Annotated in this window: 29 protein-coding genes; 24 read left to right on the top strand and 5 right to left on the bottom strand. The window is 47.6% G+C overall.

Translation table 11 applies throughout. The annotated features are described in order from the left end of the window. Positions 1–95 precede the first annotated feature (95 nt). Positions 96–890, top strand: coding sequence for a glucosaminidase domain-containing protein (locus C7460_RS05235; protein ID WP_147302857.1), 795 nt, complete (start codon positions 96–98; stop codon positions 888–890). 2 nt (positions 891–892) lie between these two features. Then, on the top strand, positions 893–1,936 hold the full coding sequence (locus C7460_RS05230) for a polysaccharide deacetylase family protein (RefSeq protein ID WP_115867025.1): 1,044 nt from the start codon (positions 893–895) through the stop codon (positions 1,934–1,936). On the opposite strand, the gene C7460_RS05225 is transcribed toward C7460_RS05230, so the two are convergent. Continuing rightward, positions 1,937–2,830, bottom strand: coding sequence for an EamA family transporter (locus C7460_RS05225; RefSeq protein ID WP_115867024.1), 894 nt, complete (start codon positions 2,828–2,830; stop codon positions 1,937–1,939). A gap of 74 nt (positions 2,831–2,904) precedes the next feature. Between C7460_RS05225 and C7460_RS05220 the strand changes: the two genes are divergently transcribed. From C7460_RS05220 to C7460_RS23625, 10 genes are all read left to right on the top strand, one after another. Then, a complete protein-coding gene (locus tag C7460_RS05220) occupies positions 2,905–3,276 on the top strand; it encodes a hypothetical protein (protein ID WP_115867023.1) in 372 nt (123 codons plus the stop codon). Further along, positions 3,273–3,815: an inosine/xanthosine triphosphatase gene (gene yjjX, locus C7460_RS05215; RefSeq protein ID WP_115867022.1), complete on the top strand. Its 543-nt coding sequence runs from the start codon at positions 3,273–3,275 to the stop codon at positions 3,813–3,815. The genes C7460_RS05220 and yjjX overlap by 4 nt, the downstream gene beginning before the upstream one ends. Positions 3,816–3,939: 124 nt before the next feature. After that, positions 3,940–4,791 carry a helix-turn-helix domain-containing protein gene (locus C7460_RS05210; RefSeq protein WP_170147895.1) on the top strand — a complete coding sequence of 284 codons (852 nt, stop codon included), beginning with the start codon at positions 3,940–3,942 and terminating at the stop codon, positions 4,789–4,791. Positions 4,792–4,850: 59 nt separating this feature from the next. Continuing rightward, entirely contained in the window at positions 4,851–5,402 is a 552-nt protein-coding gene (locus C7460_RS05205; protein ID WP_147302856.1) for a hypothetical protein, read from the top strand. Positions 5,403–5,459: 57 nt separating this feature from the next. Then, on the top strand, positions 5,460–6,050 hold the full coding sequence (locus C7460_RS05200; protein ID WP_115867019.1) for a YdeI/OmpD-associated family protein: 591 nt from the start codon (positions 5,460–5,462) through the stop codon (positions 6,048–6,050). 1 nt (position 6,051) lies between these two features. After that, entirely contained in the window at positions 6,052–7,098 is a 1,047-nt protein-coding gene (locus C7460_RS05195; RefSeq protein WP_115867018.1) for a beta propeller repeat protein, read from the top strand. 43 nt (positions 7,099–7,141) lie between these two features. After that, positions 7,142–8,113, top strand: coding sequence for a porphobilinogen synthase (gene hemB / locus C7460_RS05190; RefSeq protein WP_115867017.1), 972 nt, complete (start codon positions 7,142–7,144; stop codon positions 8,111–8,113). A 122-nt stretch (positions 8,114–8,235) separates the two neighbouring features. Continuing rightward, positions 8,236–8,448, top strand: coding sequence for a hypothetical protein (locus C7460_RS05185; RefSeq protein ID WP_115867016.1), 213 nt, complete (start codon positions 8,236–8,238; stop codon positions 8,446–8,448). Positions 8,449–8,550: 102 nt separating this feature from the next. Further along, positions 8,551–8,733: a hypothetical protein gene (locus C7460_RS05180; RefSeq protein ID WP_147302855.1), complete on the top strand. Its 183-nt coding sequence runs from the start codon at positions 8,551–8,553 to the stop codon at positions 8,731–8,733. A gap of 18 nt (positions 8,734–8,751) precedes the next feature. Continuing rightward, positions 8,752–8,913, top strand: coding sequence for a hypothetical protein (locus C7460_RS23625; RefSeq protein ID WP_170147894.1), 162 nt, complete (start codon positions 8,752–8,754; stop codon positions 8,911–8,913). Here C7460_RS23625 and C7460_RS05175 read toward each other — a convergent pair. Next, positions 8,910–9,290: a co-chaperone GroES gene (locus C7460_RS05175; protein WP_115867014.1), complete on the bottom strand. Its 381-nt coding sequence runs from the start codon at positions 9,288–9,290 to the stop codon at positions 8,910–8,912. The genes C7460_RS23625 and C7460_RS05175 overlap by 4 nt on opposite strands. Positions 9,291–9,319: 29 nt before the next feature. After that, positions 9,320–10,690: a DNA recombination protein RmuC gene (gene rmuC / locus C7460_RS05170; protein ID WP_115867013.1), complete on the bottom strand. Its 1,371-nt coding sequence runs from the start codon at positions 10,688–10,690 to the stop codon at positions 9,320–9,322. A gap of 165 nt (positions 10,691–10,855) precedes the next feature. Here rmuC and C7460_RS05165 point away from each other — a divergent pair, with 165 nt between their 5' ends. Together C7460_RS05165 and C7460_RS05160 are read left to right on the top strand one after the other, a co-directional pair. Then, positions 10,856–11,629, top strand: coding sequence for an NRDE family protein (locus tag C7460_RS05165; RefSeq protein WP_147302854.1), 774 nt, complete (start codon positions 10,856–10,858; stop codon positions 11,627–11,629). Then, positions 11,613–12,083, top strand: a complete 471-nt coding sequence (locus tag C7460_RS05160; protein ID WP_115867011.1) for a hypothetical protein — start codon at positions 11,613–11,615, stop codon at positions 12,081–12,083. Before C7460_RS05165 ends, C7460_RS05160 begins: the two co-directional genes overlap by 17 nt. Positions 12,084–12,494: 411 nt before the next feature. Here the strand turns inward: C7460_RS05160 and gcvP are convergent, their stop codons facing one another. Further along, on the bottom strand, positions 12,495–15,371 hold the full coding sequence (gene gcvP, locus C7460_RS05155) for an aminomethyl-transferring glycine dehydrogenase (protein ID WP_115867010.1): 2,877 nt from the start codon (positions 15,369–15,371) through the stop codon (positions 12,495–12,497). A 128-nt stretch (positions 15,372–15,499) separates the two neighbouring features. On the opposite strand from gcvP, the gene C7460_RS05150 reads away from it, so the two are divergent. From C7460_RS05150 to C7460_RS05140, 3 genes are all read left to right on the top strand, one after another. Then, on the top strand, positions 15,500–16,969 hold the full coding sequence (locus C7460_RS05150) for a M28 family peptidase (protein WP_115867009.1): 1,470 nt from the start codon (positions 15,500–15,502) through the stop codon (positions 16,967–16,969). A 107-nt stretch (positions 16,970–17,076) separates the two neighbouring features. Continuing rightward, the gene (locus C7460_RS05145) at positions 17,077–18,420 is read left to right on the top strand and encodes a dihydroorotase (RefSeq protein ID WP_115867008.1); all 1,344 of its coding nucleotides are present in this window, start codon (positions 17,077–17,079) and stop codon (positions 18,418–18,420) included. Between the two features lie 460 nt (positions 18,421–18,880). After that, positions 18,881–21,025 carry a tetratricopeptide repeat-containing sensor histidine kinase gene (locus tag C7460_RS05140; protein WP_115867007.1) on the top strand — a complete coding sequence of 715 codons (2,145 nt, stop codon included), beginning with the start codon at positions 18,881–18,883 and terminating at the stop codon, positions 21,023–21,025. 8 nt (positions 21,026–21,033) lie between these two features. Here the strand turns inward: C7460_RS05140 and C7460_RS05135 are convergent, their stop codons facing one another. Next, positions 21,034–21,729 carry a LytR/AlgR family response regulator transcription factor gene (locus C7460_RS05135; RefSeq protein WP_115867006.1) on the bottom strand — a complete coding sequence of 232 codons (696 nt, stop codon included), beginning with the start codon at positions 21,727–21,729 and terminating at the stop codon, positions 21,034–21,036. Between the two features lie 232 nt (positions 21,730–21,961). Here C7460_RS05135 and C7460_RS23470 point away from each other — a divergent pair, with 232 nt between their 5' ends. The 7 genes from C7460_RS23470 to C7460_RS05105 all read left to right on the top strand — a co-directional run bounded on the left by C7460_RS23470 (position 21,962) and on the right by C7460_RS05105 (position 26,101). Continuing rightward, positions 21,962–22,168, top strand: a complete 207-nt coding sequence (locus tag C7460_RS23470) for a hypothetical protein (RefSeq protein WP_147302853.1) — start codon at positions 21,962–21,964, stop codon at positions 22,166–22,168. After that, a complete protein-coding gene (locus C7460_RS05130; protein WP_115867005.1) occupies positions 22,168–22,620 on the top strand; it encodes a DUF2589 domain-containing protein in 453 nt (150 codons plus the stop codon). The genes C7460_RS23470 and C7460_RS05130 overlap by 1 nt, the downstream gene beginning before the upstream one ends. 5 nt (positions 22,621–22,625) lie before the next feature. After that, positions 22,626–23,075, top strand: a complete 450-nt coding sequence (locus C7460_RS05125) for a hypothetical protein (RefSeq protein ID WP_147302852.1) — start codon at positions 22,626–22,628, stop codon at positions 23,073–23,075. 2 nt (positions 23,076–23,077) lie between these two features. Beyond that, positions 23,078–23,704, top strand: coding sequence for a DUF2589 domain-containing protein (locus C7460_RS05120; protein ID WP_115867003.1), 627 nt, complete (start codon positions 23,078–23,080; stop codon positions 23,702–23,704). Then, positions 23,704–23,931 (top strand): hypothetical protein, encoded by a 228-nt coding sequence (locus tag C7460_RS05115; protein ID WP_115867002.1) that lies wholly within the window; start codon positions 23,704–23,706, stop codon positions 23,929–23,931. Before C7460_RS05120 ends, C7460_RS05115 begins: the two co-directional genes overlap by 1 nt. After that, positions 23,928–24,722 carry a glycoside hydrolase family 25 protein gene (locus C7460_RS05110; protein WP_115867001.1) on the top strand — a complete coding sequence of 265 codons (795 nt, stop codon included), beginning with the start codon at positions 23,928–23,930 and terminating at the stop codon, positions 24,720–24,722. Before C7460_RS05115 ends, C7460_RS05110 begins: the two co-directional genes overlap by 4 nt. 218 nt (positions 24,723–24,940) lie before the next feature. After that, positions 24,941–26,101, top strand: coding sequence for an OTU domain-containing protein (locus C7460_RS05105; protein WP_115867000.1), 1,161 nt, complete (start codon positions 24,941–24,943; stop codon positions 26,099–26,101). Positions 26,102–26,111 lie beyond the last annotated feature (10 nt).

The following is a 26,111-nucleotide window of genomic DNA, read 5'->3' as shown; positions in this document are numbered from 1 at the left end:
TGTTTAAGATTGATGAAAAGGCTTGCAATCCATTGCAGGCCTTTTTTGATCAGCCCTGCCAAAACTCTTGGCAGGGCTTGGGCGTTAAGCAAGCAATGAAATTTTTAAAACTTGGTGTCATCCTGCTATTGGTAGGTTGCCGGGAGTACGTCACGGTGTTAGAAACAGAAACGGTAATCCCCAATTCTCCTAAAGAAATAGTGTCAGTTACGGATTCTTTGGTGAAACCAGTACTGTATCAGCAGCTTCCGTCATTCGAAAGCCTACCGGTAGATGAAAGCAAAGAAAAATTTATCAGTGCGGTGTTACCCGCTGTGCTGATCGCCAGGTACCGGATTGCCGCGGAGCGTGAGCGTGTGCTGGGCTTGCTGGCACAAGATAAGTGGTCTCCGTCAGATTCTACCTACCTCAGCCAATTGCAGGAGCGCTTTGGAGGAGCGCACCCTTCGGAGCTTCCAGATAGGATGCTTACCCACCCCAGCAGTATTGTGCTGGCTCAGGCGGCCGTAGAAAGCGGCTGGGGGTCCTCTCGTTTTTTTCGGGAAGGCAACAATCTCTTTGGTATCTGGTCCTACGATGCTGATGAGCCGCGTATGCCTGCTTCACTGGCGCGTGAAGACCAAAATGTGTATTTGCGCAAATACGAAGATGTGGCAGCTTCCATTCAGGACTACTTCGAGACCATGGCCCGCGCACGTCCCTACAGGCACTTTAGAGCAGCCAGAGCTGAGACTCAGCAAGTGCAGCAGCTGTTGCCTCACCTCAAGTATTACTCTGAGCGGCGTATGGCCTATGTAGATCAGCTGCAAACAATCATTCGCCAAAATGATTTGACCAGGTACGATGCCTTTCGTATCGACCCAAAATACTTTGTGAAGAAACCCAAATAGCTATGAAATTTTCACTGTTTTCGGTAGTTGTCTTACTCATGATCGCTTGTGGAACGGCAAAATCGGATGGAAACCCTGAAGAGACTATTGCCCAGGGCAAAGAAGTTGTTTGCTTTGTGTATCACCGGTTTGGTGACGATCGCTTTGCGTCTACTAACGTCTCCATAGACCACTTTAAGGCCCACCTTCAATACCTAAAAGATCACAACTATCAGGTGCTCACGTTTGCGGAGGCTATCCAATACCTCAAAGGAGATGGGCCGGCTCAGAAAACAGCGGTAATTACGATTGATGATGGTTACAAGAGCTTTTTCGAAAACGGATTGCCGGTACTCCGTGAGTATGGTTTTCCGGCGTCACTCTACATCAACACCGAGACTGTAGGCGGAAGTGATTACATGACCTGGGCGCAGATCAAGCAAACGAAAGATGCTGGTATAGAAATTGGCAATCACACGCACAGCCATGCTTACTTTCTGAATCAACCGGCGAGCAGTCGCTACAAAAATTTTGAGGCAGAGCTTCAAAAAAGTCAGGACCTGATCAAAGAGCAATTGGGAGAGGCGCCAGTTACATTTGCCTACCCCTATGGCGAGCTAGACGCCAAAATGAAAGCCATCGTCTCGGAGTATTTTGAAGCCGCCGCGGCACAAAACTCAGGTGTCATTGGCGCCTCCACGGACCTGATGCGGTGTCCTCGTTTTCCCATGTCGGAGTACTATTCAGACCCCAAAAAATTTGCCGAAAAGGCACGCATGCATGTGCCTGAGGTGACTGTGGACCAGAAAAGTTTCATGCTGCCTGCCGGCCAAGAGACGCCCTCACTTAAGGTTACTTTTCACAATGACGACTTACAACTCGATCAGCTGCAGTGCTTCGTGCAGGGTGGCGACTGTGCCATCAGCCGAGATGGCAACAAGGTGTCTGTAAAGAGCGAAACCAGTATCGCTAACCGCAGACGAACACTCTATACGCTCACAGTTCCAGACAAATCAGGAAACTGGTACTGGTACAGCCACCTCTGGATCAACCCTGAGGTGAACTAGCTATCGGCCGAGTACCAGCAAGACCAACCCTACGAGTATTCCTATAAGGTAAAATCCTTTTTTACGGATGTTATGCTCTTTGAAAATCAGTGCTCCGAAGATGAAAACGATCACCACATTGGAGCGGCGTACCAAAGCAATGATAGAAATGAGCGAGTCGGGCAGCGAGATGCTATAGAAGTACAGGTAATCCCCGATGAGTAGAAAAAGCCCAATAAATGGAATGCTCCACCGCCAGCTAAATGGCGTGCTTTTCGCGCGATTGGGATACCAAAAGATGGCCAGTACGGGAATGAGCAAAAGGGTCTGGTAAAAGGTAAAGTAGGCCTCTACTGCCATTACGTTGATTTCGCGCAGTAGGTAGCGATCGTATAGTGCACTCACAGATCCTAGTAGCGTACCAGTGATCATCAGCCAGACATATTTGTTGGTGCGGAACGAAAAGCCCTCCAGCTTGCCGGCAGTAGAAAACAGGTAGAAAAAAATGAAAATCAGTGCACCGCCAGCAAACTGCATGGGAGTGAGCCGTTCGGCAAAAATCACAAAGGCTCCCAGTGTAGTCCACAAGGGTCCTGTAGACCTAATCGGGGCGAAGATGGTAAGTGGCAGGTGCTTCAGAGCAAAATAGGTGCAAATCCAGCTGCTGAGCACGATCAACGTTTTGAGTACGAGCAGCCAATGCTCCTGAGCAGTAAGTGTGGGTACAAAAGCCAGGTGATCTGCTGGTATCAGCCCGGTGCGGGAGCTAAGCACAAACCCCAACATAATGATAGAGCCAGCTACGGTGGATAGAAACAAAATGGGGAGTACCGCATTTCGGTCTAGCGCCAGCTTTTTGAAAATGTCATAAAACCCTAAGAAGAATGCTGAGGCAATAGCCAGGAGTAACCACATAGGCCGGCAAAGGTAAGTGCATGACCGGTCTCTCTTTCGGTCAAACCATTATTTTTACCGCTTACCATACGAAAATGATTACCACTTTAGACGAAATTCGCTCGGCCCTCCAAAACTGCCTGAAGGCCCATGTGCCACCGATGCAGGTGCGCAAAGACAATCCCAACGTGTTTGAAGTAGCAGGAACAAAACCTGCCATGCAGGGGCGGCAAAAGGTAGATGGCTTTTACTTTGCCAGTGTAGTGCCCAAGCCGAAAGACATCCGCTTGTACTTTTTTCCGATCTACACGCACCCCGACAGTTTTTCGCTCAGCGATGACTTGAAAAAATTCCTCAAGGGAAAAAGCTGCTTTCATATCAAAAAATTGAGTGATGAAATGACCAATGAGCTTGTGGACATGGTAGCTTTGGGTGCTAAACTTTACCAAGAAGACGATCTGATATGAAAAAACGAATCATCGTTGCTTCCGAAAACCCAGTAAAAATCAATGCGACCAAACAAGGCTTTCAACGGCTGTACCCAGAGTATGAGCTAGAGGTGCAGGGGGTGAGTGTACCTTCTGACGTGTCTGCTCAGCCGATGACGGATGGCGAAACCCTCCACGGAGCCGTAAACCGTGCATGCAATGCAGAGCGGGAAATGCCAGATGCGGACTACTGGGTAGGGATCGAAGGAGGCATTCATCACACCATGGAAGGATACATAGCTTTTGCCTGGGTGGTGATCCAAACCAAAGCGGGTGATGGCAAAGCGCGTACGGGGACCTTTTTGCTGCCGCCAAAAGTCACGCAGTTGATCGATAAGGGAGTAGAATTAGGCCATGCCAATGATCAGGTGTTTGCGGAGCACAACTCTAAACAGGCGGGTGGTGCCGTAGGCTCACTCACGGGTGGAGTGCTGGGGCGTACCGAGTATTACGAGCAGGCCGTAGTGCTTGCGTTGGTTCCACTTTTCAATTCGGAGATGTATAAGCTTAAAATGTAGCTCTATTCGCTGCAATCGCATGTGTCAGGCGAATGACGGGCGAATGACGGGCGTATTTTTTGGTGGGAAGAAATGGGCGCTGCTACCTTGCCAGCGTCGAAAGTCATATCCAAACAGAATACCAATGATGAATCAACCACAGCTAGGTCAGCGCCTGGCAGCCATCCGAAAAGAAAAAAACTGGACGCAAGAGGAACTTGTAGCGCAGAGCAATGTAAGCGTGCGTACCATTCAGCGGATAGAAGCTGGAGAAGTCACACCTCGCTTTGCTACCGTGAAAATCTTGCTGGCTGCATTGGAGTATGATTTGGATGACTGGAATCGGCTCAGCCTGCAGGCTGATGAACCAAAACCAAACTTCATCCAAAAAATGACACTTTCCAAAACATCACTCACACAGCAGCAAGAAAGCCTCAACACCAGCTGGATTGCTGGCATTGTCTATCTCATCATGCTCATGCTCGAAATCGGTGCTGATGCGCTCATTTTATCAGACGGCATAGAAAGCTCCATGATTCCTTTTTATGCCACGCTCAAGTTGCTGGTAGCCATTTCGTTTTTCCTGTTCATGCGAGGATTTGTAGGTGTTGGCAGCCTTTTCGAAAACCATCAGATTCGCATTGCGGCCTACGTCTATGCTTTTGTGATCGCTGCGATTTCTTTTTCCGATGTGGTTTTGGCCATTTATTATCCCGATCATGTAGAGCTCAATAGCATCAGCATGATGGTTATGATCATTCTCATCGGTGCAGCAGAGGTGGTGTTTGGTGTGTCGCTCATGAAGCTCCAGGACAGCCTCGGACAAAGTGCCAAAGTGGCCGGTATTCTCGAGATTATCACGGGGATTTGCTTCATGACGGTGGTTTTTGTATTCGTAGGTATGGTCACGATGTTTCCGGCTATGATCCTGGAGATATTGGTGCTGTACAAGGCTTATGACTTCATCATGCGGCAAAAAACCAACCCCGCAGCCTAATTCTCTGCGGAGGAATCGGTATCTTGTAGGAAAGGCCACTGGCCCAAATTCTTACGCGTATGTTCCGACTCCTCTGCATTTCTTTGATATCTATGTTGCTTTTCACCTCCTGCCTGGAGTACGAAGAGGAAATTTCGGAGGTGAGCTATGGCCGCAAAGGCTATATATTTTCGGACGTGCTATTAGAAGATTGGGGAAATCATGCTGAGTCTCATTACAATGTTGACATGACCTTCATCGGCGAGTCTTCCATGTTTGAGCGCCATGTTACCGATCGGGGAAACACTATTTTCACCCTTACTGAGCAGTATGATGTCTACATCTTTTTGGAGCTGTTTGCTGCCGGGCAAAAAGGGCTGAAGCCCGGAGTATATACCATGCTTGGAGAAGATGAACTGGAAGATGTGCCTGAGCAGGATGTTTTTCGCAGGTTCTTTTTTGGTAGAAGCAGTCAGGAAGGCATCCCCGCTGAGTCTGGAGAAATCCGGCTTATCATTACTCACGATGGCACCTACAGGCTAACCTTCGATGTGGAGCTAGCTTCAGGGCGGGAGCTTTCGGGCACATTTGCGGGCATACCTCACTACCTGGACCAGCGCCAAAATCAGTAGGAAATTGGTTATCTTGGGCTCAATTTTTTGACAACCCAAAAAACCATTTTTCAACCCATGGAAAAGAACAAAACGGTAGAAGAATACCTCTCCAAACATACCGAATACGCCGCTGAGCTCACCAAGCTTCGTGAAATCCTCAATAGCACCGAGCTGGTAGAAACCGTGAAATGGGGCATCCCCACCTACACCATCAACGGAAAAAATGTGGTAGGCATCGGGGCATTCAAGTCCTACACTGGACTGTGGTTTTTCAACGGGTCATTTCTTTCAGATCCTAAAGGGATACTCATCAATGCACAGGAAGGAAAAACCAGGGGCATGCGCCAAATGCGGTTTGAAAACCTGGAAGCGATAGACGAGGAGGTAGTACGGGCGTATGCTTTGGAAGCCATCGAAAACCAAAAGCAGGGCAAGGAAATCAAGCCCGAAAAGAAGCCGCTGGTCATCCCCGACGAGCTAAAGGAGGTCCTGAGCCAGGACGCCAAACTCTCCGAGCAGTTTGACAGCCTCACCCCCGGAAAACAAAAAGAATATGCCGAGTACATCGCAGATGCCAAGCGTGCCGATACCAAACAAAAGCGCCTGGAGAAGATTACTCCTATGATCCTCGCCGGTGTGGGACTCAACGATAAATACAAAAAATAGCATGACAAAGCCCCTTCAATTGCTCGTAGTACTAGCCCTCTGCTGGGGCTGCCAGCCCAAACAACTCGTACTCGAAAAAGACTCGCTCACGAGCCCTACAGGCGCCTTGCTGCAGGCCATCAGCCATGTAGACCAGCAAACCACCTGGGTGAGTGGGCATGAGGCCACCTTTCTTCGTACTACCGATGGTGGTCAAAACTGGGAGGCATTCGTATATGAGCAGGGCGACACGCTGCAGTTTCGTGACCTTCATGCGTTTTCCAAAGACAAGGTACTCTTGATGAGTGCCGGGCCTGGTGAGCTCAGCCAGATCATCATGTATGAGGCGGGCGCGGGCTTTCGGCAAGTTTATCAGATGCCATATGTACGGGGTTTTTTAAACACCATTGAGTTTTGGGATGATCAAAAAGGGCTTGCCTTTGGTGATAGCTTCGATGGGGAGCTGTTTGTGCTCAAGACCGAAGACGGTGGTGAAACCTGGAGCCGGATAGATCCAGCCACGCTGCCTGCGGCAGGCGAGGGTGAGGGCGGTTTTGCTGCCAGTGGCACGTGTATAGCTGTACAGCCAGAAGGTAAAGCATGGATCGCTACGGGTGCTGGTGGCAATGCTCGTGTGCTTATGACACAAGATTTTGGCAACAGCTGGACCTACACAGAGGCGCCGCTCATCCGTGGTGATGCGGCAGGGGTTACTTCCATACGGATGCTCGATGCGCAGCAGGGCACCATAGTGGGTGGCGACCTGGCATTGACCGACGGCTACTCGGCAAACATAGCGCAGACCACAGATGGTGGCAAAAACTGGACACTGCAAGGCCCTCCCGTGACGAAAGGAGCATTTTATGGTAGCGACCTGTTTCAGGCAGGTGCCCACCAGGTGCTGGTGGTATGTGGACCAAATGGGCTAGACTATGCCGTAGACAACTTTACCAGCTTTAGCAACCTGGACAGTGCCAACTACTGGGCCGTAGACTTCAATGCTGCCGGTGTGGGCTATGCCGTGGGTACCGAAGGAAAAATCCTCCGACTGAAGACTGCTCTCCAATAAGACTTGCTTGGGCACTAGGCGTGGGTAGTTTACCTTTGCACGCATGCAGAGAAGACCCAGACGAAACCGACAGAGTGCCGCTATACGATCACTGGCACAAGAAACCCATGTGACAGCCAACGACCTGATTTTGCCACTTTTCCTACTGGAAGGAACCAACCAAAAATCAGAGGTGGCTTCCATGCCCGGAATCTTTCGACTCAGTCTGGATCTGATGCTCAAGGAAATAGAAAGCTGTCTGAAGCTGGGCATCAAAGCCTTTGACGTATTTCCCGTAGTGGAGGAGACCTATAAAGACCAGATGGCTACCCGCAGCTATGATGAGAATTTCTTTTACCTACAGGCACTCACCACGATCAAGCGCGAGTTTCCCGAAGCGCTGATCATCACGGATGTGGCCATGGACCCCTATAGCTCTGATGGACACGATGGTATAGTGAGGGATGGAGAGATCATCAATGATGAGACGCTAGACGTGCTGGGCAAAATGGCCCTGGCACAAGCTGCAACGGGTATCGACATGATCGGGCCATCAGATATGATGGACGGACGTGTGGGCTACCTGCGTGACATCCTGGATGATGCAGGCTACAGCCAGGTGGGCATCATGTCTTATACTGCGAAATATGCCAGTGCATTTTATGGGCCATTTAGGGATGCTCTGGACTCTGCGCCAAAGTTTGGCGACAAGAAGACCTACCAGATGAATCCTGCAAACCGCAGTGAAGCACTCATAGAGGCCGAGCTGGACTACATAGAAGGAGCCGACGTACTCATGGTGAAGCCTGCACTGGCTTACCTGGACATTATTGCTGACCTAAAGGCCAACTACGACCTGCCCATCGCCGCCTATAATGTATCTGGTGAGTATGCCATGATCAAAGCTGCTGGCGAAAAAGGATGGCTGGATGCAGACCGGGCCAGAGACGAGTCGCTCATGGCTATCAAACGAGCAGGAGCGGATATGATCCTTACCTACTTTGCCAAAGAATACCTTGCTGACCGTCAGGTTTAAATCTCACCGATATATCGTGGAGCGTTCGACGAGTAAAACTGAGCTCTCAACTAAGTAACTTAAAACGGGGCATGTTCTGGTGCATCTTTGATCTATCTAAGAACCCGGAAAATGTACTCGTTATGGAAGCGAACAATGAGCTCAAGCTGATAGCTGAAAAAATCATCTGCCACCTGGAAGTAAACGCCCTGATGAACTTTGAAGAACGCACGGTCTCTCAGCGTATGATTGGCATGAAGAAGTTTATACATGGCACTTATGTGAAACCACAAAGTGCCCAGGCAGCACTGGCACTCCACTATATGATGTCAGCTCCAAAGTTTGATCAGCTTTAGTAGCATTCATCTTTAAATTCAATCCTTTAGACGAATAATACCATGTGTCCTGCGATAGTCTCGCCAACTTCGTATCACTCAGACAACACCCAAAATACCCCAATGATGAAGATGGAGAATATCGCCCTATTGCAAAAGTCCTGTGCGGCCCGGATCATAGATCACATAGATAGAAACATCATCAGGTACCGCGAAGACTTACGCATGACCAGCAAGCTGCTGGTCATGAAAAAATACATCCACTATGAATTTGTGGAGGAAGGCACCGGGTTTGAAGGTTTTTAATCACAAACGACATCTAAAATGAAAGCAACTGTAGCCTCCCGTATCATCTACCACCTACAGCGACACCATAGCGCCGCGACGGACACATCATATCTCCACGAACTAGAGGATATGATCGCTTTCATCCGGTCACGCTATTTGTCAGAAGTAGCCATACAGGCGGTTTCTTTTACCGCTTAGTCAAACAAACCCTCCTCACGCTCCAGCATCAAAATGGAGTTTTGGGGAACGATGTAGTATTTCTCTCCTTCGTACATCACTTCATAGGCGCCTTTCTGAAGAAATATTGCCAGGTCACCTTCCCTGGCCTGCAGCGGGATGTATTTTACCTGCTCTTCTTCTGGCTTCCATTTATCGTCTTCGTCCATAGGGATGGGCATGGGGTAGCCAGGGCCTGCTTTTACGATGTAGCCGCTCTGTACCTTTTCTTTTTCCTGCACTCCCGGTGGTAGGTAGATCCCGCTAGATGTTTTCTCGGTTTCTTTCTTAGGGCGGATCAGTACGCGATCACCCACGATCACCAGGTTTTTCAATTTGTTGTCTGCTGTCAACTGCATCTTTCTTCTAAAAATCCTCTATTTATTGCTTAACCAAATAATTCGTTGGTGGCAGGGGGCTCACTTTCTTGCTGCTCTGGCGTAGCTCCTGCGCGCTCCAGTATTTTTTCATTCATGCTTTTACTGGTTTTGGCACCCAGCTCCTTCAGGCGCTCGGTTCTGCTGATCAGGTTGCCCTTGCCATCCACCAGCTTTTTCATCGCCTCGCCATATTGCGCTTTGGATTTCTCCAGCGACTTGCCCACTTCCGTGAGGTCGTCTACAAACGACTTAAACTTATCGTACAAAGCACCTCCCTGACGAGCAATTTCCAGTGCATTGCGGTTTTGGTACTCGTGTTTCCAGATACTGGATACGGTACGTAGTGTGGCAATCAATGTTGCCGGGCTTACGATGATGATGTTTTTGTCATGCGCTTCGTTGTAGAGCTCTCCGCCCTGCTGTACCATCAGCGCAAAGGCCGACTCTATAGGCACAAACATCAGCACATAGTCTAGTGTGCCGGTATCAAATAGCTTGTGGTAGTTTTTTTCGCTGAGTCCTTTGATGTGTGCACGGAGCGAAAGCAGGTGCTCTTTGAGGTACTGATCACGCTCAGTTTCTGAGTCGGCATTCACGTATTTTTCATAAGCTACCAGCGAAGCCTTAGCATCGATCACCAGGTTTTTGTTGTCCGGCAGCTTGATGATCACATCCGGTCGCAGGCGGCGGCCTTCTTCACTGGTAAAAGACTCTTGCAGGAAGTACTCCCGGTCTTTTTCCAGTCCTGATTTTTCCAGTATGCGCTCCAGGATCACTTCACCCCAGTTGCCCTGTACTTTGGTGTCTCCCTTGAGTGCCTTGGTCAGGTTTTCGGCTTCTTTGGTGATCTTTTGGTTGAGTTCTTTGAGGTGAGACAGCTCGGTTTTCAGGGAGGTGTTCCACTGTAGGGACTCTTTGCTGTTTTGCTCCACGCGCTTCTCAAAGTTCATGAGCTTTTCGCCCAGAGGCTTGAGGAGGTCATCCAGGTTGGACTTGTTTTGGTCGGTAAATTTTTTAGATTTCTCTTCAAAAATCTCGTTGGCGAGGTTTTTAAACTCCGCCGCAAAGCGTTTTTGCAGCTGCTCCAGTTCTTCTTTTTGCTCACCCAGGCGCTCCTGCAGGTTTTTGTAGTTGGCCTGGAGGCTGGAGTTGTCACTGCTGAGAGCCATTACCTTTTCGCGCTCGGCTTTGAGCTCCTGATTGACCTGGGCAAAATCCTGGCTGAGGCGGGTATGGCGCTCCTGCTCCATCTGGAGTTCTACACGCAGGTCTGCCGATGGGTCTTCTACGGGTTTGGTTTTTGTTTTGGCTACCAAATACCCAATGGCTCCTCCTGCCAGTAGCCCCACCAGCAATACAATGATCGATTCGAACTCCATATATTAAATTTAACGCTTTATGTTTAGATAAATTGGCAGCAATTCCCTGCAGGGTTTTTGGTCCGTGAACTCTCCTGCCAAAGCGTCGCTTATATAGAAATATTGCTTTTCTTTGGCCTCTGCTCAGTAGAGTGGGCTACAAAAACCCAAAACTTCCGCAAAGATATGTGTCTGATCGTTTTTGCATGGGATGTGCATCCAAAATATAAGCTGGTGATGGCTGCCAACCGTGATGAGTTTTACAACCGCCCTACGGCAAAAGCGGCCTTTTGGGAGGACCACCCGGAGATATTTGGTGGCAGAGACCTGAAAGCCGGCGGCACGTGGATGGCTGCCAGTACTCTGGGGAAGTTTGCGGCGGTGACCAACTACCGGGACCTGGCCAATATACAGGATGATGCCCGCTCGCGTGGAGAGCTGCCCACGGGTTTTTTGCAGCATGAGGGCACGCCAGTGGATTATGTAAAGCAGGTGCACCCCAATGCGGAGGCATACAATGGCTTCAACCTACTGGCGGCAGACTTTCACCACATGGTGCACTACAGCAACTATGAGCGCAAAATCAATGAACTGGCCCCGGGAATATACGGGCTGAGCAATGCCCTGCTGGATACTCCATGGCCCAAGGTGACGAAGGCCCGGGGGATGTTTGAGGAGGTGCTGGCTACGGACTTCTCGCACGAAGACCTGCTCAGTATGATGGGTGACACGGCCATAGCAGCAGATCAGGTGCTGCCAGACACCGGGCTGTCCAAAGACATGGAAAAGGCCCTTTCGGCCATGTGCATACGCACGCCCAACTACGGCACGTGCTGCTCTACAGTGCTGACCATGGACCGGGACGGCACTGTTGCCCTTACCGAAAAATCCTATCCCGTAGGAGACAGAATAGAAGATTTGGTTCGTTTAGAAATAAAAGTAGATGTCGTTGTACAGTAAATGGATGGTATGGATCATCGGCCTGGTGGTGCTGGGCTGTGGTGAGAAAATTCAGGATTTTGACCCTAACAAAGACCGACTGGAAGGCAAAATAGCCGGTGAAGCGTGGGCCTACCGCACGGGCAATCTTCGCTACTCTACTTCTATCAATGCGCTCACGGGTTTGATTGTGGATTTTGATGTGCAGGAGCCGTGTGGCGTACGGCTCACCAGCCAGCCACACGTGGAGCTGCGCATACCCGCCCAGCGAGGCAACTACGACCTCAATTCGTTTACTGACAACCGGCTGTACCTAAAGCTCCACCACGAAAACAGCACCAAGATCTACACGGCCACAGCGGGCTTTGTGGAGGTGCTGGCCATCAGCCAGCTGGAGGCTATGGGTTTTATCAGTGCCGAGTTTGACGAAAACAATAAGGTGCAGGGCTCCTTTTTGCTGCGCATCTGCAACTAGGTAGTTGTGCTTGTAGCCATGCTGCGAAAGGCGCCGTGGCAAATCCCCTTTTTTACCTGGTAGCTGTCATTTTTTCGTGGTAGCTGCGACTTTTTAGGCGGTAGCTGTCGTTTTTGCTTGGTAGCTATGACTTTTTAGGTGGTAGCTGTCGTTTTTCACCTGGTAGCTGTGATTTTTATCCCGTAGCTGGCACTTATTGGGTGGTAGCTGCAAGTCTGGCCTGGTAGCTGACATTCTTGGTCTGGTAGCTGTGGTTTTCGTGTGGTAGGAAATGCTTGCTACCCCGTAGAAGTTCGCTATAGGCCAGTGTGTGTCGGATTTGAGTCCAGTCAGTAAAAAAAGGGTGCCTCAAAGGTGCTTAAACGCAGCTCTGAAGACACCCTTTTTGTGTGTTGTTTTAATCTGGAGTGATTAGCTCACCAGCTCGCCGGTCTCCATGTACTCTTCTACCGGAGCGCAGCTACACATCAGGTTTCTATCACCAAATGCACTGTCTATACGGCTTACCGACGGCCAAAACTTGTTGTGCTTAAGCTCAGCAAGTGGGAAGGCTGCTTTTTCTCTCGTATATGGATAGCTCCACTCCTCGGCAATTACCGTGCGGTAGGTATGCGGAGCATTCTTTAGCACATTGTTTTCTTTGTCGGCCTGTCCGCTGATTACCTCCTCTATTTCCTCACGGATAGATACCATCACATCGCAGAAGCGATCGATTTCTGCTTTGGTTTCGCTCTCGGTAGGCTCTATCATCATGGTGCCCGGTACGGGAAACGATACCGTAGGAGCGTGGTAACCATAGTCCATTAGTCGCTTGGCAATGTCCTCCACCTCTACACCGTACTGTTTAAAACCACGGCAGTCAATGATCAACTCGTGAGCATTTCTGCCTTTTTCGTTGGCGTATAAAATAGGGAAGTGCTCTTTGAGTCTGTGGCCAATGTAGTTGGCATTGAGGATAGCTACTTCAGTAGCCTTTTTCAGTCCACTGGCGCCCATCATCGCGATATAAGCGTGGGAGATGGGCAAGATGCTGGCGCTACCATACGGAGCGCTGGATACATTTACATCATCCACACCTTCGTGGTGGCTGCCCGGCAGGTATGGAGCCAGATGCTCCGCTACACCGATAGGGCCCATGCCTGGTCCACCCCCTCCATGAGGGATGCAAAACGTCTTGTGGAGGTTGAGGTGGCATACATCTGCGCCGATCATAGCAGGAGACGTCAGCCCCACCTGAGCGTTCATATTGGCACCGTCCATGTATACCTGGCCACCGTGCTGGTGGATCACCGCACAGATTTCCATGATGCTCTCTTCAAACACCCCGTGTGTAGACGGATAGGTCACCATCAGGGCAGAGAGGTTTTCGCTATGCTGCTCGGCTTTGGCTTTCAGGTCGTCCACGTCTATGTTGCCATGGTCGTCACATTTTACAATCACTACCTTCATGCCGGCCATTACGGCACTGGCAGGGTTGGTGCCGTGTGCAGACGAAGGGATCAGCGTGATGTTGCGGTGGTGGTCACCATTGGCCTGGTGGTAAGACCGGATGGCCATGAGGCCTGCAAACTCGCCCTGTGCTCCAGAGTTTGGCTGGAAAGACACAGCGGCAAAGCCCGTGATCTCCGCGAGCCAGTCGTGCAGTTCATCGATCAGTTCTTTGTAGCCTTCGGTCTGGCTAGCTGGCGCAAAAGGGTGGATGCTTCCAAACTCCGGCCAGGTAACGGGGATCATTTCCGTGGTGGCGTTGAGCTTCATGGTGCAGGAGCCCAGCGATATCATGCTGTGTGCCAGCGAAAGGTCTTTGTTTTCCAGACGCTTCATATAGCGCAGGATTTCGTGCTCGCTTTGGTAGATCTGAAAGACGTCATGTTCCAGGAAGGCAGACGTTCTAGCGAGCCCTTCCGGGAAATTGATTTCCACAGTAGTGAAGATCGCTTCTGTATCTTGCTGAAGGGCCGAGCTGAAAATATCGACTACTTCCTGGGCATCTACTGGCTGATGTGTTTCATCAAAAGAGATGAGCACCTCATTTTCGATATACCGGAAGTTTACGCCTTTGGCTTCTGATGCTGCTTTTACGGCCTCTTTTTGGTTAGCGCTGAGCGCAAAGCGTAGGGTATCAAAGTAAGTCTCGTTTTTGTTGGTTAGTCCTAGCTTATCCAACGAGCGAACAGTGGTCTGAGCCAGGCCATGCACACGTGATGCTATTCTTTTGAGGCCTTCAGGGCCATGATATACGGCATACATCGAAGACATCACAGCCAGCAGTACCTGTGCGGTACAGATGTTGGAAGTAGCTCGTTCGCGTTTGATGTGCTGCTCACGGGTTTGTAGTGCCATACGATAGGCTGGCTGTCCTTCAGCATCTTTAGATACCCCGATGATTCGTCCTGGGATGTGGCGCTTGTTGGCTTCCAGTGTAGCGAAAAATCCGGCGTGAGGTCCACCGTAACCCATGGGTACTCCAAATCGCTGGGCGGTGCCTACCACTACGTCTGCTCCCCATTCACCCGGAGGTGTGAGCAGGCAGAGGCTCAGTAGGTCTGAAGCCACCGCAATGGATACATTGTTTTCTTTGGCTGCTGCCACAAAGGCTGCACGGTCGGTTACCTCCCCGAAGTTGTCAGGGTATTGGAAAAACACCCCGAAAAGCTCAGGGTCCGACAGGTCTATGGTGTTGATGTCTGCCACTACCAGGTCGATACCCAGTGGAGTGGTGCGGGTTTTGAGTACTTCCAGCGTCTGTGGGAATGTACGCTCGTCTACTATAAATTTCTGTGCTTTTTTCTTGTCACGCGGGCGGGTGGCATGCAGCATAGACACGGCTTCTGCTGCGGCGGTACCTTCGTCCAGGAGGCTGGCATTGGCTATTTCCATGCCGGTAAGGTCTATGACCAGCGTCTGAAAGTTGATCAGCGCCTCTAGTCGTCCCTGAGCAATCTCTGCCTGATAAGGGGTGTAGGCCGTGTACCATCCGGGGTTTTCCAGGATGTTTCGCTGGATTACCGTAGGCACCACGCAGTTGTAATACCCCTGGCCGATGTACGACTTAAATACCTTGTTTTTGCTGGCCGTCAGCTTCAGCTTGTTGAGGTATTCGTATTCGTTGAGTGGCTCGGAGAGCTTCAATGGGTTTTGAAGCCTGATTTTTTGGGGTATGGTTTGGTCTATGAGCTCATCGAGAGACGCCACGTTGAGCGCTCGCATCATCTCACTTTCTTCAGAGGGAGTGGGGCCATTGTGTCGTGTTTCAAAGGCTACCCGCTCGTTCAGGTCAACTGTCATATCAAAGAGATTCTCAGGTAATTTTTAAACCGCAAATCTAAAAGGTTTTAGACATTTTAGTCGTTGATTTGTAGGTATATAGACATAGAAAATTTGTTTAGTTTTAAGGTTTTCAAAATAAATAACAGATGAAAAATTTATTAATCGCAATAGTCGGAATATTGTTTGCTTTTTCCGCTACAGCGCAAAATAAAAGAGCACCGAAATACGAAAAAACAATCACCTCCAAAGACCTGCGCAGCTACCTCTCTGTGCTGGCTTCAGATTCTCTGGAAGGCCGAGAGACCGGAGAGCCTGGCCAAAAGAAAGCTGCGGCCTTTATCGCAGGTAAATTTGCGGAGTTTGGATTGGAGCCAGGTGTGAATGTGGATGGAGAAGAATCGTATTTCCAGAGCTACCCACTCAACAAGATCAACTACCGCACGGCTTACCTCAAAAAAGGGGATGAAGTAAAAAGTAATTTTGAAGATTTTATCTACTACTCCAGAGCTGAAACCACCGGCGAGGAGTTTGTGGATGTGCTATTTGTAGGAGACGCTTCGCTGGAAGACCTGCAGGCTCTGGATCTGGATGGCAGATATGTGGCCATCACCAACAAGGACCTGGCAGGCTGGCGCACACTCATTGCCGGGTTGAAAGAGCTGGATGCAGCGGGCGTTATGATGTTTGTAGAGGCTGAGGAACGTTACAACTTTATCGTAGATCGTTTTTCTTCTTACCTGGCGCGTCCTCGTATGGCACTTGCCAAAGGCGATGGTGCCAAGCCCGAAACCAAAATCCTGATTGGCAACCCTGAGCTGGCGAGTTGGATATTTGATGCGGAGTATAAAGACCTGAAGAAAGCGGCTGGTGAAAAAGTGGCTCGCGTGATTTTCAATGCCGACATGCTGCCCGAGGAGGTAACTTCAGAAAATGTGCTTGGCTTTTTGGAAGGATCAGAAAAGCCTGACGAGATTTTGGTGATCACCTCTCACTATGACCACATCGGTGTAAATGATGACGGCCAGATCAACAACGGAGCGGATGACGATGGCTCAGGTACCTCAGTAGTACTGGAGCTGGCGGAGGCTTTTGCTACGGCGGCCAAAAAAGGCGACCGACCCAAGCGCAGCATCCTCTTCATGACGGTGTCTGGAGAAGAAAAAGGATTGCTAGGCAGTAAATACTATACCAACAACCCCGTGTATCCGCTGGAAAATACCGTGACCAACCTCAACGTGGACATGGTAGGCCGGGTAGATGCTGCACACGAGGACAATCCAAACTACGTGTATGTGATCGGTGCGGATAAGCTATCGCAAGAGCTGCATGACCTGTCGGAGGCGGCCAACAAGCGCTCGGTAAATCTGGAGCTGGACTATACTTATAATGACGAAAACGATCCGAACCGCTACTACTACCGGTCCGACCACTACAACTTTGCAAAAAATGACATTCCGATCATTTTTTATTTCAACGGAACCCATGCCGACTATCACAAGCCTACGGATACGATTGAAAAAATTGAGTTTGACGTGATGACTGAGCGTGCCAAGCTGGTATTTCATACTGCATGGGAGCTAGCCAACCGCGAGGAGCGGGTAAAGCTCAATGACTAACGAAAGAATCAGATAAAATGAAAAACAAAGGGTCGGTATTTAGCTGGCCCTTTGTTGTATTGAGGCATCTGTGCCATTTTTGCAGCTCGCACTAAAACCAAAGCATCATGAGCACATCCAGATACCTGATCAAAAACATTCAAATCGTAAACGAAGGCAAAATCACTGCGGGTGACGTCTTGATAGAAGGGCAGCGCATCGCAAAAATAGCCCCGGAGATCAGTGTGGATGGAAACGTGCTCGAGATAGATGGAGAAGGCAAGCACCTGCTGCCTGGCCTGATCGATGATCAGGTGCACTTTCGTGAGCCCGGCCTTACGCACAAGGCGGAGATATATACCGAAGCTAAATCCGCTGTAGCCGGCGGGGTGACGTCTTTTATGGAAATGCCCAATGTGGTACCCCAGACCGTAACACAAGAGCTGCTAGAGTCCAAGTATCAGCTGGGAAGGGAAAAGTCGCTAGCCAACTACTCCTTTTTTATGGGTGCCACCAATGACAACCTGGACGAGGTGCTCAAAACAGACCCGAAGACCGTCTGCGGTATCAAGGTATTTATGGGCTCGTCTACAGGCAATATGCTGGTGGATGATGAGTCTACTTTGGAAAAGCTCTATGCCAATGCGCCCATATTGCTGGCTACACACTGTGAGGACGAAGGCACCATCCGCAAAAACATGGAAGCGCACATTGCGGAATATGGAGACGATATTCCTTTTCATCTACACCCGGTAATCCGCAGTGAGGAGGCGTGCTACTTGAGCTCCTCCATGGCGGTGGCATTGGCCAAAAAGCACAATACTCGTTTGCATATCCTACACATTTCTACAGGAAAGGAAACCAACCTGTTTGGAAATGACCGGCCACTTATTGAGAAACGCATCACCTCGGAGGCCTGCATCCACCACCTTTGGTTTACGGATGCAGACTATGCCGAGAAGGCACAGTGGATCAAATGGAACCCTGCGGTGAAGTCTGCCAATGATCGCAGCCAGATATGGGAAGCCCTGCTGGATGACCGCATAGATGTGATCGCTACAGACCATGCGCCTCATACCATCGCTGAAAAAGAAAATCCATACACCAAGGCACCGTCTGGTGGACCACTTGTACAGCATTCGCTGGTGGCGCTGCTGGACTTTTACCATGAGGGTAAAATTAGTCTGGAGCGAATTGTAGAAAAGGCTTGTCATGCTCCGGCGCAGTGTTTTGAAGTGGCAGAGCGTGGCTACCTGCGGGAGGGCTACTTTGCGGATTTGGCACTGGTAGACCTCAACAAACCCTGGACAGTATCTAAGGCAAACGTGTTGAGCAAGTGTGGCTGGTCGCCGTTTGAGGGGCACACCTTTAAGTCTTCTGTAGAAAAAGTATGGGTCAGCGGACATCTAGCCTATGCCGACGGTCAGTTTGATGAATCCAAAAAAGGCGAGCGTTTGGCGTTTGAAAGGTAAGAGCAGAGCTCATCGGCATTCACTTTTGTTTTCCGCACCGGATCAGGCAGTTTGAGTGCCGCATATTTTCATTAGTTGGATTTTAGGTACTCTTTGGGTGAAACCACACTAGATGATCGGGTTAGTGTTCAATATCGTGTGCGTGGTGTTTGGTTTTCATGCTAAGAACTTGAATTTTGAGGAGCACCTTCAGCGTTTGTGAAAGCCCTTCGGTACGATGAGGTTTTGGTATAGGAAATCCGGCTATTTGGGAGGGTTAATCTTATACCGGATAATCTGGCGTGTTGCCTTATTCAATTTTTTAGCAAGGGTAATGATAGTTGAGTGTGTGCTGGAAACGGTAGAGATTTGATTTGCACAAAATCACAAAGCCGTTGGTGATAATGCCTAAAATCTGTCTTATCATTGTCGAGATGTACCATATAATGAGCATCGGATCACCTACCACCAAGAAAGCCTAATGAAACAAAAACTAACATTCGTGCACCTATTCAACTTTCCGTTGAAGAAATTCCTTTTCTCATTTTGCATGGTGTTCATTTCGTCCGGATCGTTATCCGCTCAGCGAACTGAATTTTTGGATAGCCTGCACGAGGCTACAAGAAGTGAGGACTCACACGTTCGACTTAATGCATATGCCCGACTCATTCAGGAATATGCCATGAAGGGCAACATGGAGCGTGCCCTTGAGTTTGGCGATTCAGTAATTCGCAAAACTAGTACTGACGAAACTTCATTGGGGTATGCCAAGCTACTTTCTAATCTGGGTATTTGCTATCGCATTGTAGGTAAGTTCGACTCCTCTGCCCATTATTTTTATCAAAGCTATATGCTGGCGGAGCAGGAAGGTTACAGGCAAAGTCAGGCACTCACCATGACCAACCTTTCCAGCCTTTTATCAGATTTCAATCAATATGATTCGTCTATTGCCTTGCTGAAGCGGGCCATCCCCATCCTGACTGAATTGCAAGACAGTCTGGGAATGGCTAATGCCTACAATAACCTGGGCAATAAGTACAGCACACTAGGTGATCATGCTGCTGCCCTCCGCAATCAGTTTGTAGCCCTGAACATCTACGAGGGACTGGCTGCGTGGCGCAATTATCTGGTTTGTCTGATCTCTTTGGGTAATACCTATAAGAATATGAACGACCTGGAAAATTCGGTCGTGTACTACCAGCAAGCGCTCTCAGGTGACAGTTTGCTGACAGATGAGTACCTGGGAAATATCTACGTCAACTGGGCTGAGTCGTTGCTGAAAATGCAGAAGCCTGAGGAGGCTATAGGAAAGCTGAATTTATGCATGCAGCACTGGTCAGAGAGTAATTGCTTTCTAATGTATCCTTTAGCCCACAAGGCTCAAGCTTACTTAGACCTGGGTGTATTGGACTCTACAAGGTACTATGCTGAGAAAAGTATGAAAGAGGCTCAGTCTTGCAAAGAGCGATCCGTAGTAAGCGCGAATCAAATAGTGTTGGGGAATTATTACGCTGAACTTGGCAGGAAGGCAAAAGCTCAGCGATTGTGGGAAAAAGCTTATTCGATAGCGGATTCTGTAGGGCGTACTGATCTTAAGCGCGATGCTTCGAGAGCACTTTATGAGTACTACAAGGAGGGGAAAGATTGGGAAAAATCACTTGTCTACCTGGAGAAATTTAAGTCGGCCAGTGATAGCCTGCTGAACAAAGAGCAAATACAGAATACGGCTAAACTAGAAACGGAATTTGCTTTTCAGCAGGATAAAAAGGAGATGGAATTTGCCATTGCCTCGGAGCAAGCCAGAGCTGACCGGGCTGAAAGTGAACGCAGGAACCTCTTTGTTTTAGTGCTTGTGATTGTGGTGTTTCTCATTGTGGTGGTCTATTTGATCAATCGAAACAGGCTGAATGAGCGAAGGTCTAAAATCATCCTCAATGAGCAGAATGCCCAACTAGAGGCGCTTAATAATGCAAAAGAAAAGATGATATCCTTGCTGTCTCATGATATTCGCAATCCGCTTTTTGGGTTGGAAGGCAGCCTCAACATGCTGCTCGAAGGTGGGCTGGATGAAGAGCGTTTTAGGCAAAGCGTAATACAGACGAGGCATCGTTTGAGAAGTGTTAGCGAATTCCTTGACAATATGCTCAAATGGGCCAAAAGTCAGTTGTCAGGTATTAACCCACAGTTTAGAAACGTAGATGCTTCTCAATTAATGAAGGATACTATCGAACTGCTACACACGAGCATTGCGGCTAAGGAGCTGAAAGTAGAGAACAATTTGAATGAGAAAGTATTTGTACGGGCAGATGCGGAAATGATCCAGACAGTCATTCGAAATGTGCTCAGCAATGCGGTAAAGTATACTCCTCGTGGAAACAAGATTACATTGAATCTGGAAGAAATGCCGGGGGAATTTTTATTCTCTATTGAAGATGAAGGGATCGGGCTACCAGATGAGGATATTTTTGACCTGGGAGCCACGTTTGACTCAGGCACGGAAGGAGAGGCAGGTACAGGTCTTGGTTTATCGCTTTCGCGTGAATTTGTAGAGACACACCAGGGCAAAATATGGGCTGAGCCTCATGGAAATGGGACCGTGGTGAAATTTACCCTGCCAAGAAATTAAACTCGCGACTATAAGTTGAACCGCGACTTAATGAGCTCATAACCACTTTTGCTTAGTGGAAGTGTGATGTCATTCAAGTCTACTTCATTTGTTCGGATGTTGACCACCTGGCATTCATTGATAATATATGAGCGGTGAATTCTGATAAAATCATTTGAATTCACCAGTTCTTCGGATTCCTTCAGGTTTTTACGGATTACATACTTTCGGTCTGCATGGATGTTGGTGTAGCTGCCGTCTGCTTCCATATATCTAATTTCCTTTTTGTCCAGCCTTATGAAGCCACTTTTCTGACGAATAAAAAATGATTGATTGGAGGCAAGACTTTGCTGATTTGAAGCAGGTGTGGCTAGTTCGATTGCAGCCAGAAGATCGTCATCTTTAAAGGGCTTACTTAAAAACCCTTTCACATTGGGAAGTTTGATTTCTGAAAGAACGTCTGTGATAGCCACTGATGTGATAAATATCACTGGTATCCCAGTAGTGTCAGCAACGTATTTGGCTATATCTACACCTGTTTTTTCGCCTTTTAGCTTAATGTCTATCAAAAGAAGCTCTGGATGACAGCTTTCAATCTTTTCGATAGAGTCATAGTAGTTTTTTGTGATTCCTAAAGATTGGTACTTCAGTTTATTTAGGAGGAACTGAAGGTAGAGGCTAATTTCGTCATCGTCTTCTATGATCAGTATCTTCTTTGAACGCATGGGTTGGTATATCCAGTATTGACAGTTTGAATAATCGAAAATAGCTAGACAAACCCAGAAACCTGAGACTCAGCTTAGGATTTATTGATGATAGTGTGGAAGGAATTGGTGATGAACGGGAAGTATGGATGCGTTTCCTTTACAACAAAGAATGAGGTGTTTACAACAAAACGTTGTGTGCTCTCCTAAAAGTTAATGATCATTATTCTAATGTTTTAAACGTAATAGAATCATGTATCAAGGATCTTCTCCAAAAATTTCTTGCCCGCATTGCCAGACCCCTATAGTGGTTTCTTTGGATGTACTCTTCGGTGCTGCGCAGGCGCTGTGCAATGGCTGTGGCTCTACGCTCAAAGTGAATCAGGAAAAGAACAGAGAACCTCTCCAGCTACTGGAAGAATTTATGACTGAGGTCAATAAAATAAAAGGTATAAACTGATGTCTGTCCTAACCTTAAATGACCTGTTGAAGTCATTCATGTCTGCCGCAAAGGCTGCCAACAAAGAGCTTCATGATCATGAAATGAATGCCTTCAAAGACCACCTGGCTTATAACAAGGATAATCAAACCTACGAGCCTAAAACACTAAAAGTAAAGCTCCCTCAGCAGCACATTGCAGAAGGTGAAGACACAGAGCAGCCGGTAGATATTCCCACGGGTGCCTTGGCCTCTCATCAATCGATGAGGATAGAAGAGCTTGAAATGGGTTTTCAATGCTATTACAACCGTATTGGTCTTCTAAAATCGGGAGAGAAAAAGTTGATCGTGGATATGGATGAAGCTAAAGACAGCTCTCATTCCCCTATAAAAATCAACATGAAGATATCGTCAGGTAATCCTTCTGAAGGAGTGGCTCGCATGCATGATGCACTGAATCGCAAAATTCACTAATCTGCATGTATTGCTTCACCGATCATATCACCAATCAAGTACGGATAGCTCAAAAGGTGCAGTCCGAACTTTGTAAAATGGAAATGAAGGAGTTTGTGCGGTTTTCATTTTCTGAGGGCCCGGAGCGTACACTTGATACCGTGAAAATAGCTATACCACCGAGTTATCGAACAGATGGAAAATCTTCGGTACTTCATTTTCCAAAAGGGCTATTGCAGCCATGGCATCCATTGGGTATTCACCAGGTAAAGATCAAGTCACATTTTAAGCTCCATCAATCGGTGAAAATAAAGGATGGGCATGCACTGAAAGGCATGCTGGATACACCCAGATCCAGGCGTCAAAATGTCAAAATGCACTTAAAAATAAAACAGGATATCCCAGCAGAGGGGATGTCCAGGATTGTAGACCGCTTAAATCAAAAACTAAATCACTGTAAAATACAAACGAGATAATTATGAATGGAGATCAAAGCAGTAGTCCGTTTTCCGCACTACAGGGAGTACCCATCGATTACCTGATATCTACGCCGCTGATGGCAGCCGCACGATCCAATCAGGCACTGGCAACCGTACTGGTGGAGTTCATCAACAAAATCGGTTTTAAGGACAGTAAAACCAATCTGGTAGAGTTTGAACTAACGCGCCCATATCAGAATCCTACCACCATGCAAATGGAATCACAGAGTATTTCTGTGCAGGCACCTTTGCTTGGGTTGGTGCCAATACCGGCTCTCCTGATTCAGAGCGTGAATATTGACCTTACCGTAAAAGTCAGCACACAACTTTCAAAGTCCACTACCAATGATGATGATGCCAAAGTGAAAGCCGATGATAGCTGGGGCTTTGGGAAAGTAAGTATGAGTGGTAGTGTGGATGTGAAAACCAATAACAAACGTCAATCCGATCAGTCGGCTACCTATGATGTGCATGTACAAGCCCTACAGCAGCCTATACCAGAGGGTATGAATAAGCTCATGGACGTGATGGCTAGCTGTGTGGAGCCTATCCCATCGGGAGGTAGCAATAGCCAGCAGAGTAACAACAAAAGCGGAGCAAATCAAGGGAGCAAAGGCAATAGCTAATGTCGGATTCGATGACACTCAGTGAGCTATTTGGATTGCTTCAGGATGCTTTGAATGATGCGCAATCGAGCGTTGACGCTTCAGTCACGAACCATCCGGTGCTCACCGAGTCATCATTTAGGTTTTCGATGAGCCTCAGCTCAGATACTGGAGAACTGAATGGAGCAATAGGCGAAACAGAAGGCGATTTGCCAGTAGAAATGAACGTTTGCTTTAGAAGGAGATGAGAATAGTCGGTCTTTATGGCTTGTTGCTGTTGATCTTGCTAATCCATACCGCACACCTATCCCTGGATCTGTTCGATCGGGTGGTGAAACTAGTGGCTAAGCATGAAGAAAATCGGCTGGTGGAAAAGGTCAAAGATCATGTTCATTTTTCAGAGAGGAGGCGGAAGGTAGAAGCTCATCATCCCGTTCGTGGAGTAGACATTAGCCACTGGGATGGTGAGTTAGACTGGGGGGCTTTGAAGCGGTCGGGTATCACCTTTGTGTACATCAAAGCGACCCAGGGGCTGACCGATGTGGATCCCCGGTTTCATCAAAATTGGGAAAATGCTCGGAAACACGGCTTTCATCGTGGGGCTTATCACTTCTTTGATCCGGATGAAGATGGTGAACGTCAGGCCAGGCACTTCCTGAAAACCGTGAAACTGAAAAAGGAGGACATGATCAGCGCAGTGGATGTGGAGGTTGCTGCTTCTGGAGGGAGCGAGCAACTGGTCAATGAGCTAGAAAAATGGCTAAAGACCGTAGAGCAGCAAGTCAATCATAAGCCCATGATCTACTGTGACGTACCCTTTTGGAACGAGCACGTAAAAGCGGACATGGGCGAATATCCGCTGTGGCTGGCTCAGTGGGAAGATGGAGAAAAACCCAATGAGCTCCCAATGGGCTGGAAGGATTATGCAATGTGGCAGTATTCAGCTACCGGCACAGTTCAAGGCATCAATCATTCAAGTGTTGATTTGGATGTGTGGAATGGAGGGATGCGGGAGCTAAGAAGGATGCAGGTGAGGTGAGTAGAAACTAAGCTTCCACTCTTGTATAACGTAAACCTTATGATAATTACCATTCTGATGGTATGATTTGGGATCCATGTTCTCAATACTTGAAGACCGGGTTACTTTAACTTATGAAAAACCTTGTAACGTTATTAATCTTCGGAAGGTGAATAACAAAATGTCCTTAAACTGATATTTTCAGAATCCTAGACCAATTACAACTTACACTACAGATTATGAATAATATTCGAATAGTTTCATGGAATACAAGAGGCAATGTAGAGTTAAATGCAATTATCGCATATTTTGATGCTGAAGACTGGGATTTAATCTTTGTTTTGGAGCCGAGTGTTCTGATGTTGAAAGAATACCAATCCGGAATCTATGCAAAGTTTATGAAAGAGAATGGTATACGATTAGGACATATAACTACTACAGGGAGCAAGAAGCCTGAAAAGATATTTTATATTTATAATGAAAAGAGGATCACTAATATACGCTTCTCTAGTAAAGATATATTGGTAGGAGCGAACTCTGCATTGATGTTAGAGATTAAAACTCCGGGGGGTAAGTTTTACAAAATATTGTCCTGTCATGCCATATGGGGCAATGGAAAAGAGGACTCAGCTGATTATCAAAATTCAATTCTAAAAATAGGAAAACAAGAGAGTGTTGACCTTATAATTGGAGATCTTAATACAGGTGGGAATGCCTTAGGTTCTAGAACAAGATCAAATGGATCTTATTCTCTCTTGCAAAATCCAGGTACTTCTAGAGCAAGTAATCCACTTGATAAAATATTCATTTCAAAAGAGAATGATTCTTTGAGACATGGGAAATATGACTTGAAGGACTTTGAGCCAATAGATATTAAGCGAAGAAATGTTATAGTAAGTAATACAACTAGAGTATTGCGTGACAAGACCAAAAACTCTTCTGATAAGAACCAACCTGATCATTGTCCGATTTATGTCGATTTGCCCTATGTACAGGTTAGTAAAAAGAAAGTTTCCGGTAAAAGGAATTCTAGTTGTGATCCAAATTCTATCCGTAAGGACGGTAACTGTCTATACAGATGTGTTGCCCAACATATATATGGAGATCAAAACTTATATCTTAGAGTAAGAACAGAGCTTGCCAATTATTTTAGAAATCACTATGGCCAGTATGGAATGATCGACTTTTTGCAGAATAGAAACGACAGAAATCTATATGTAATTAATCTAGAAACTACAAACTCATGGGGCGGTGAATTAGAAATTCTTGGGTTAGCTAATTGTTATAATTTGAAGATTAGATTAATTTCATCGGAAACTTTTGATGGGGCTGAATATGGAAATCCCAACACAAATAATAATCTTATAATTTATCATCAAGATTATCATTATTTCTTATAATTAGAGTCCA

The organism is Marinoscillum furvescens DSM 4134 (assembly GCF_003386095.1).
GTDB classification, from domain to species: domain Bacteria; phylum Bacteroidota; class Bacteroidia; order Cytophagales; family Cyclobacteriaceae; genus Marinoscillum; species Marinoscillum furvescens.
The sequence above is the reverse complement of the archived record's forward strand: the minus strand, read 5'-3'. Positions and strand labels throughout refer to the sequence as shown.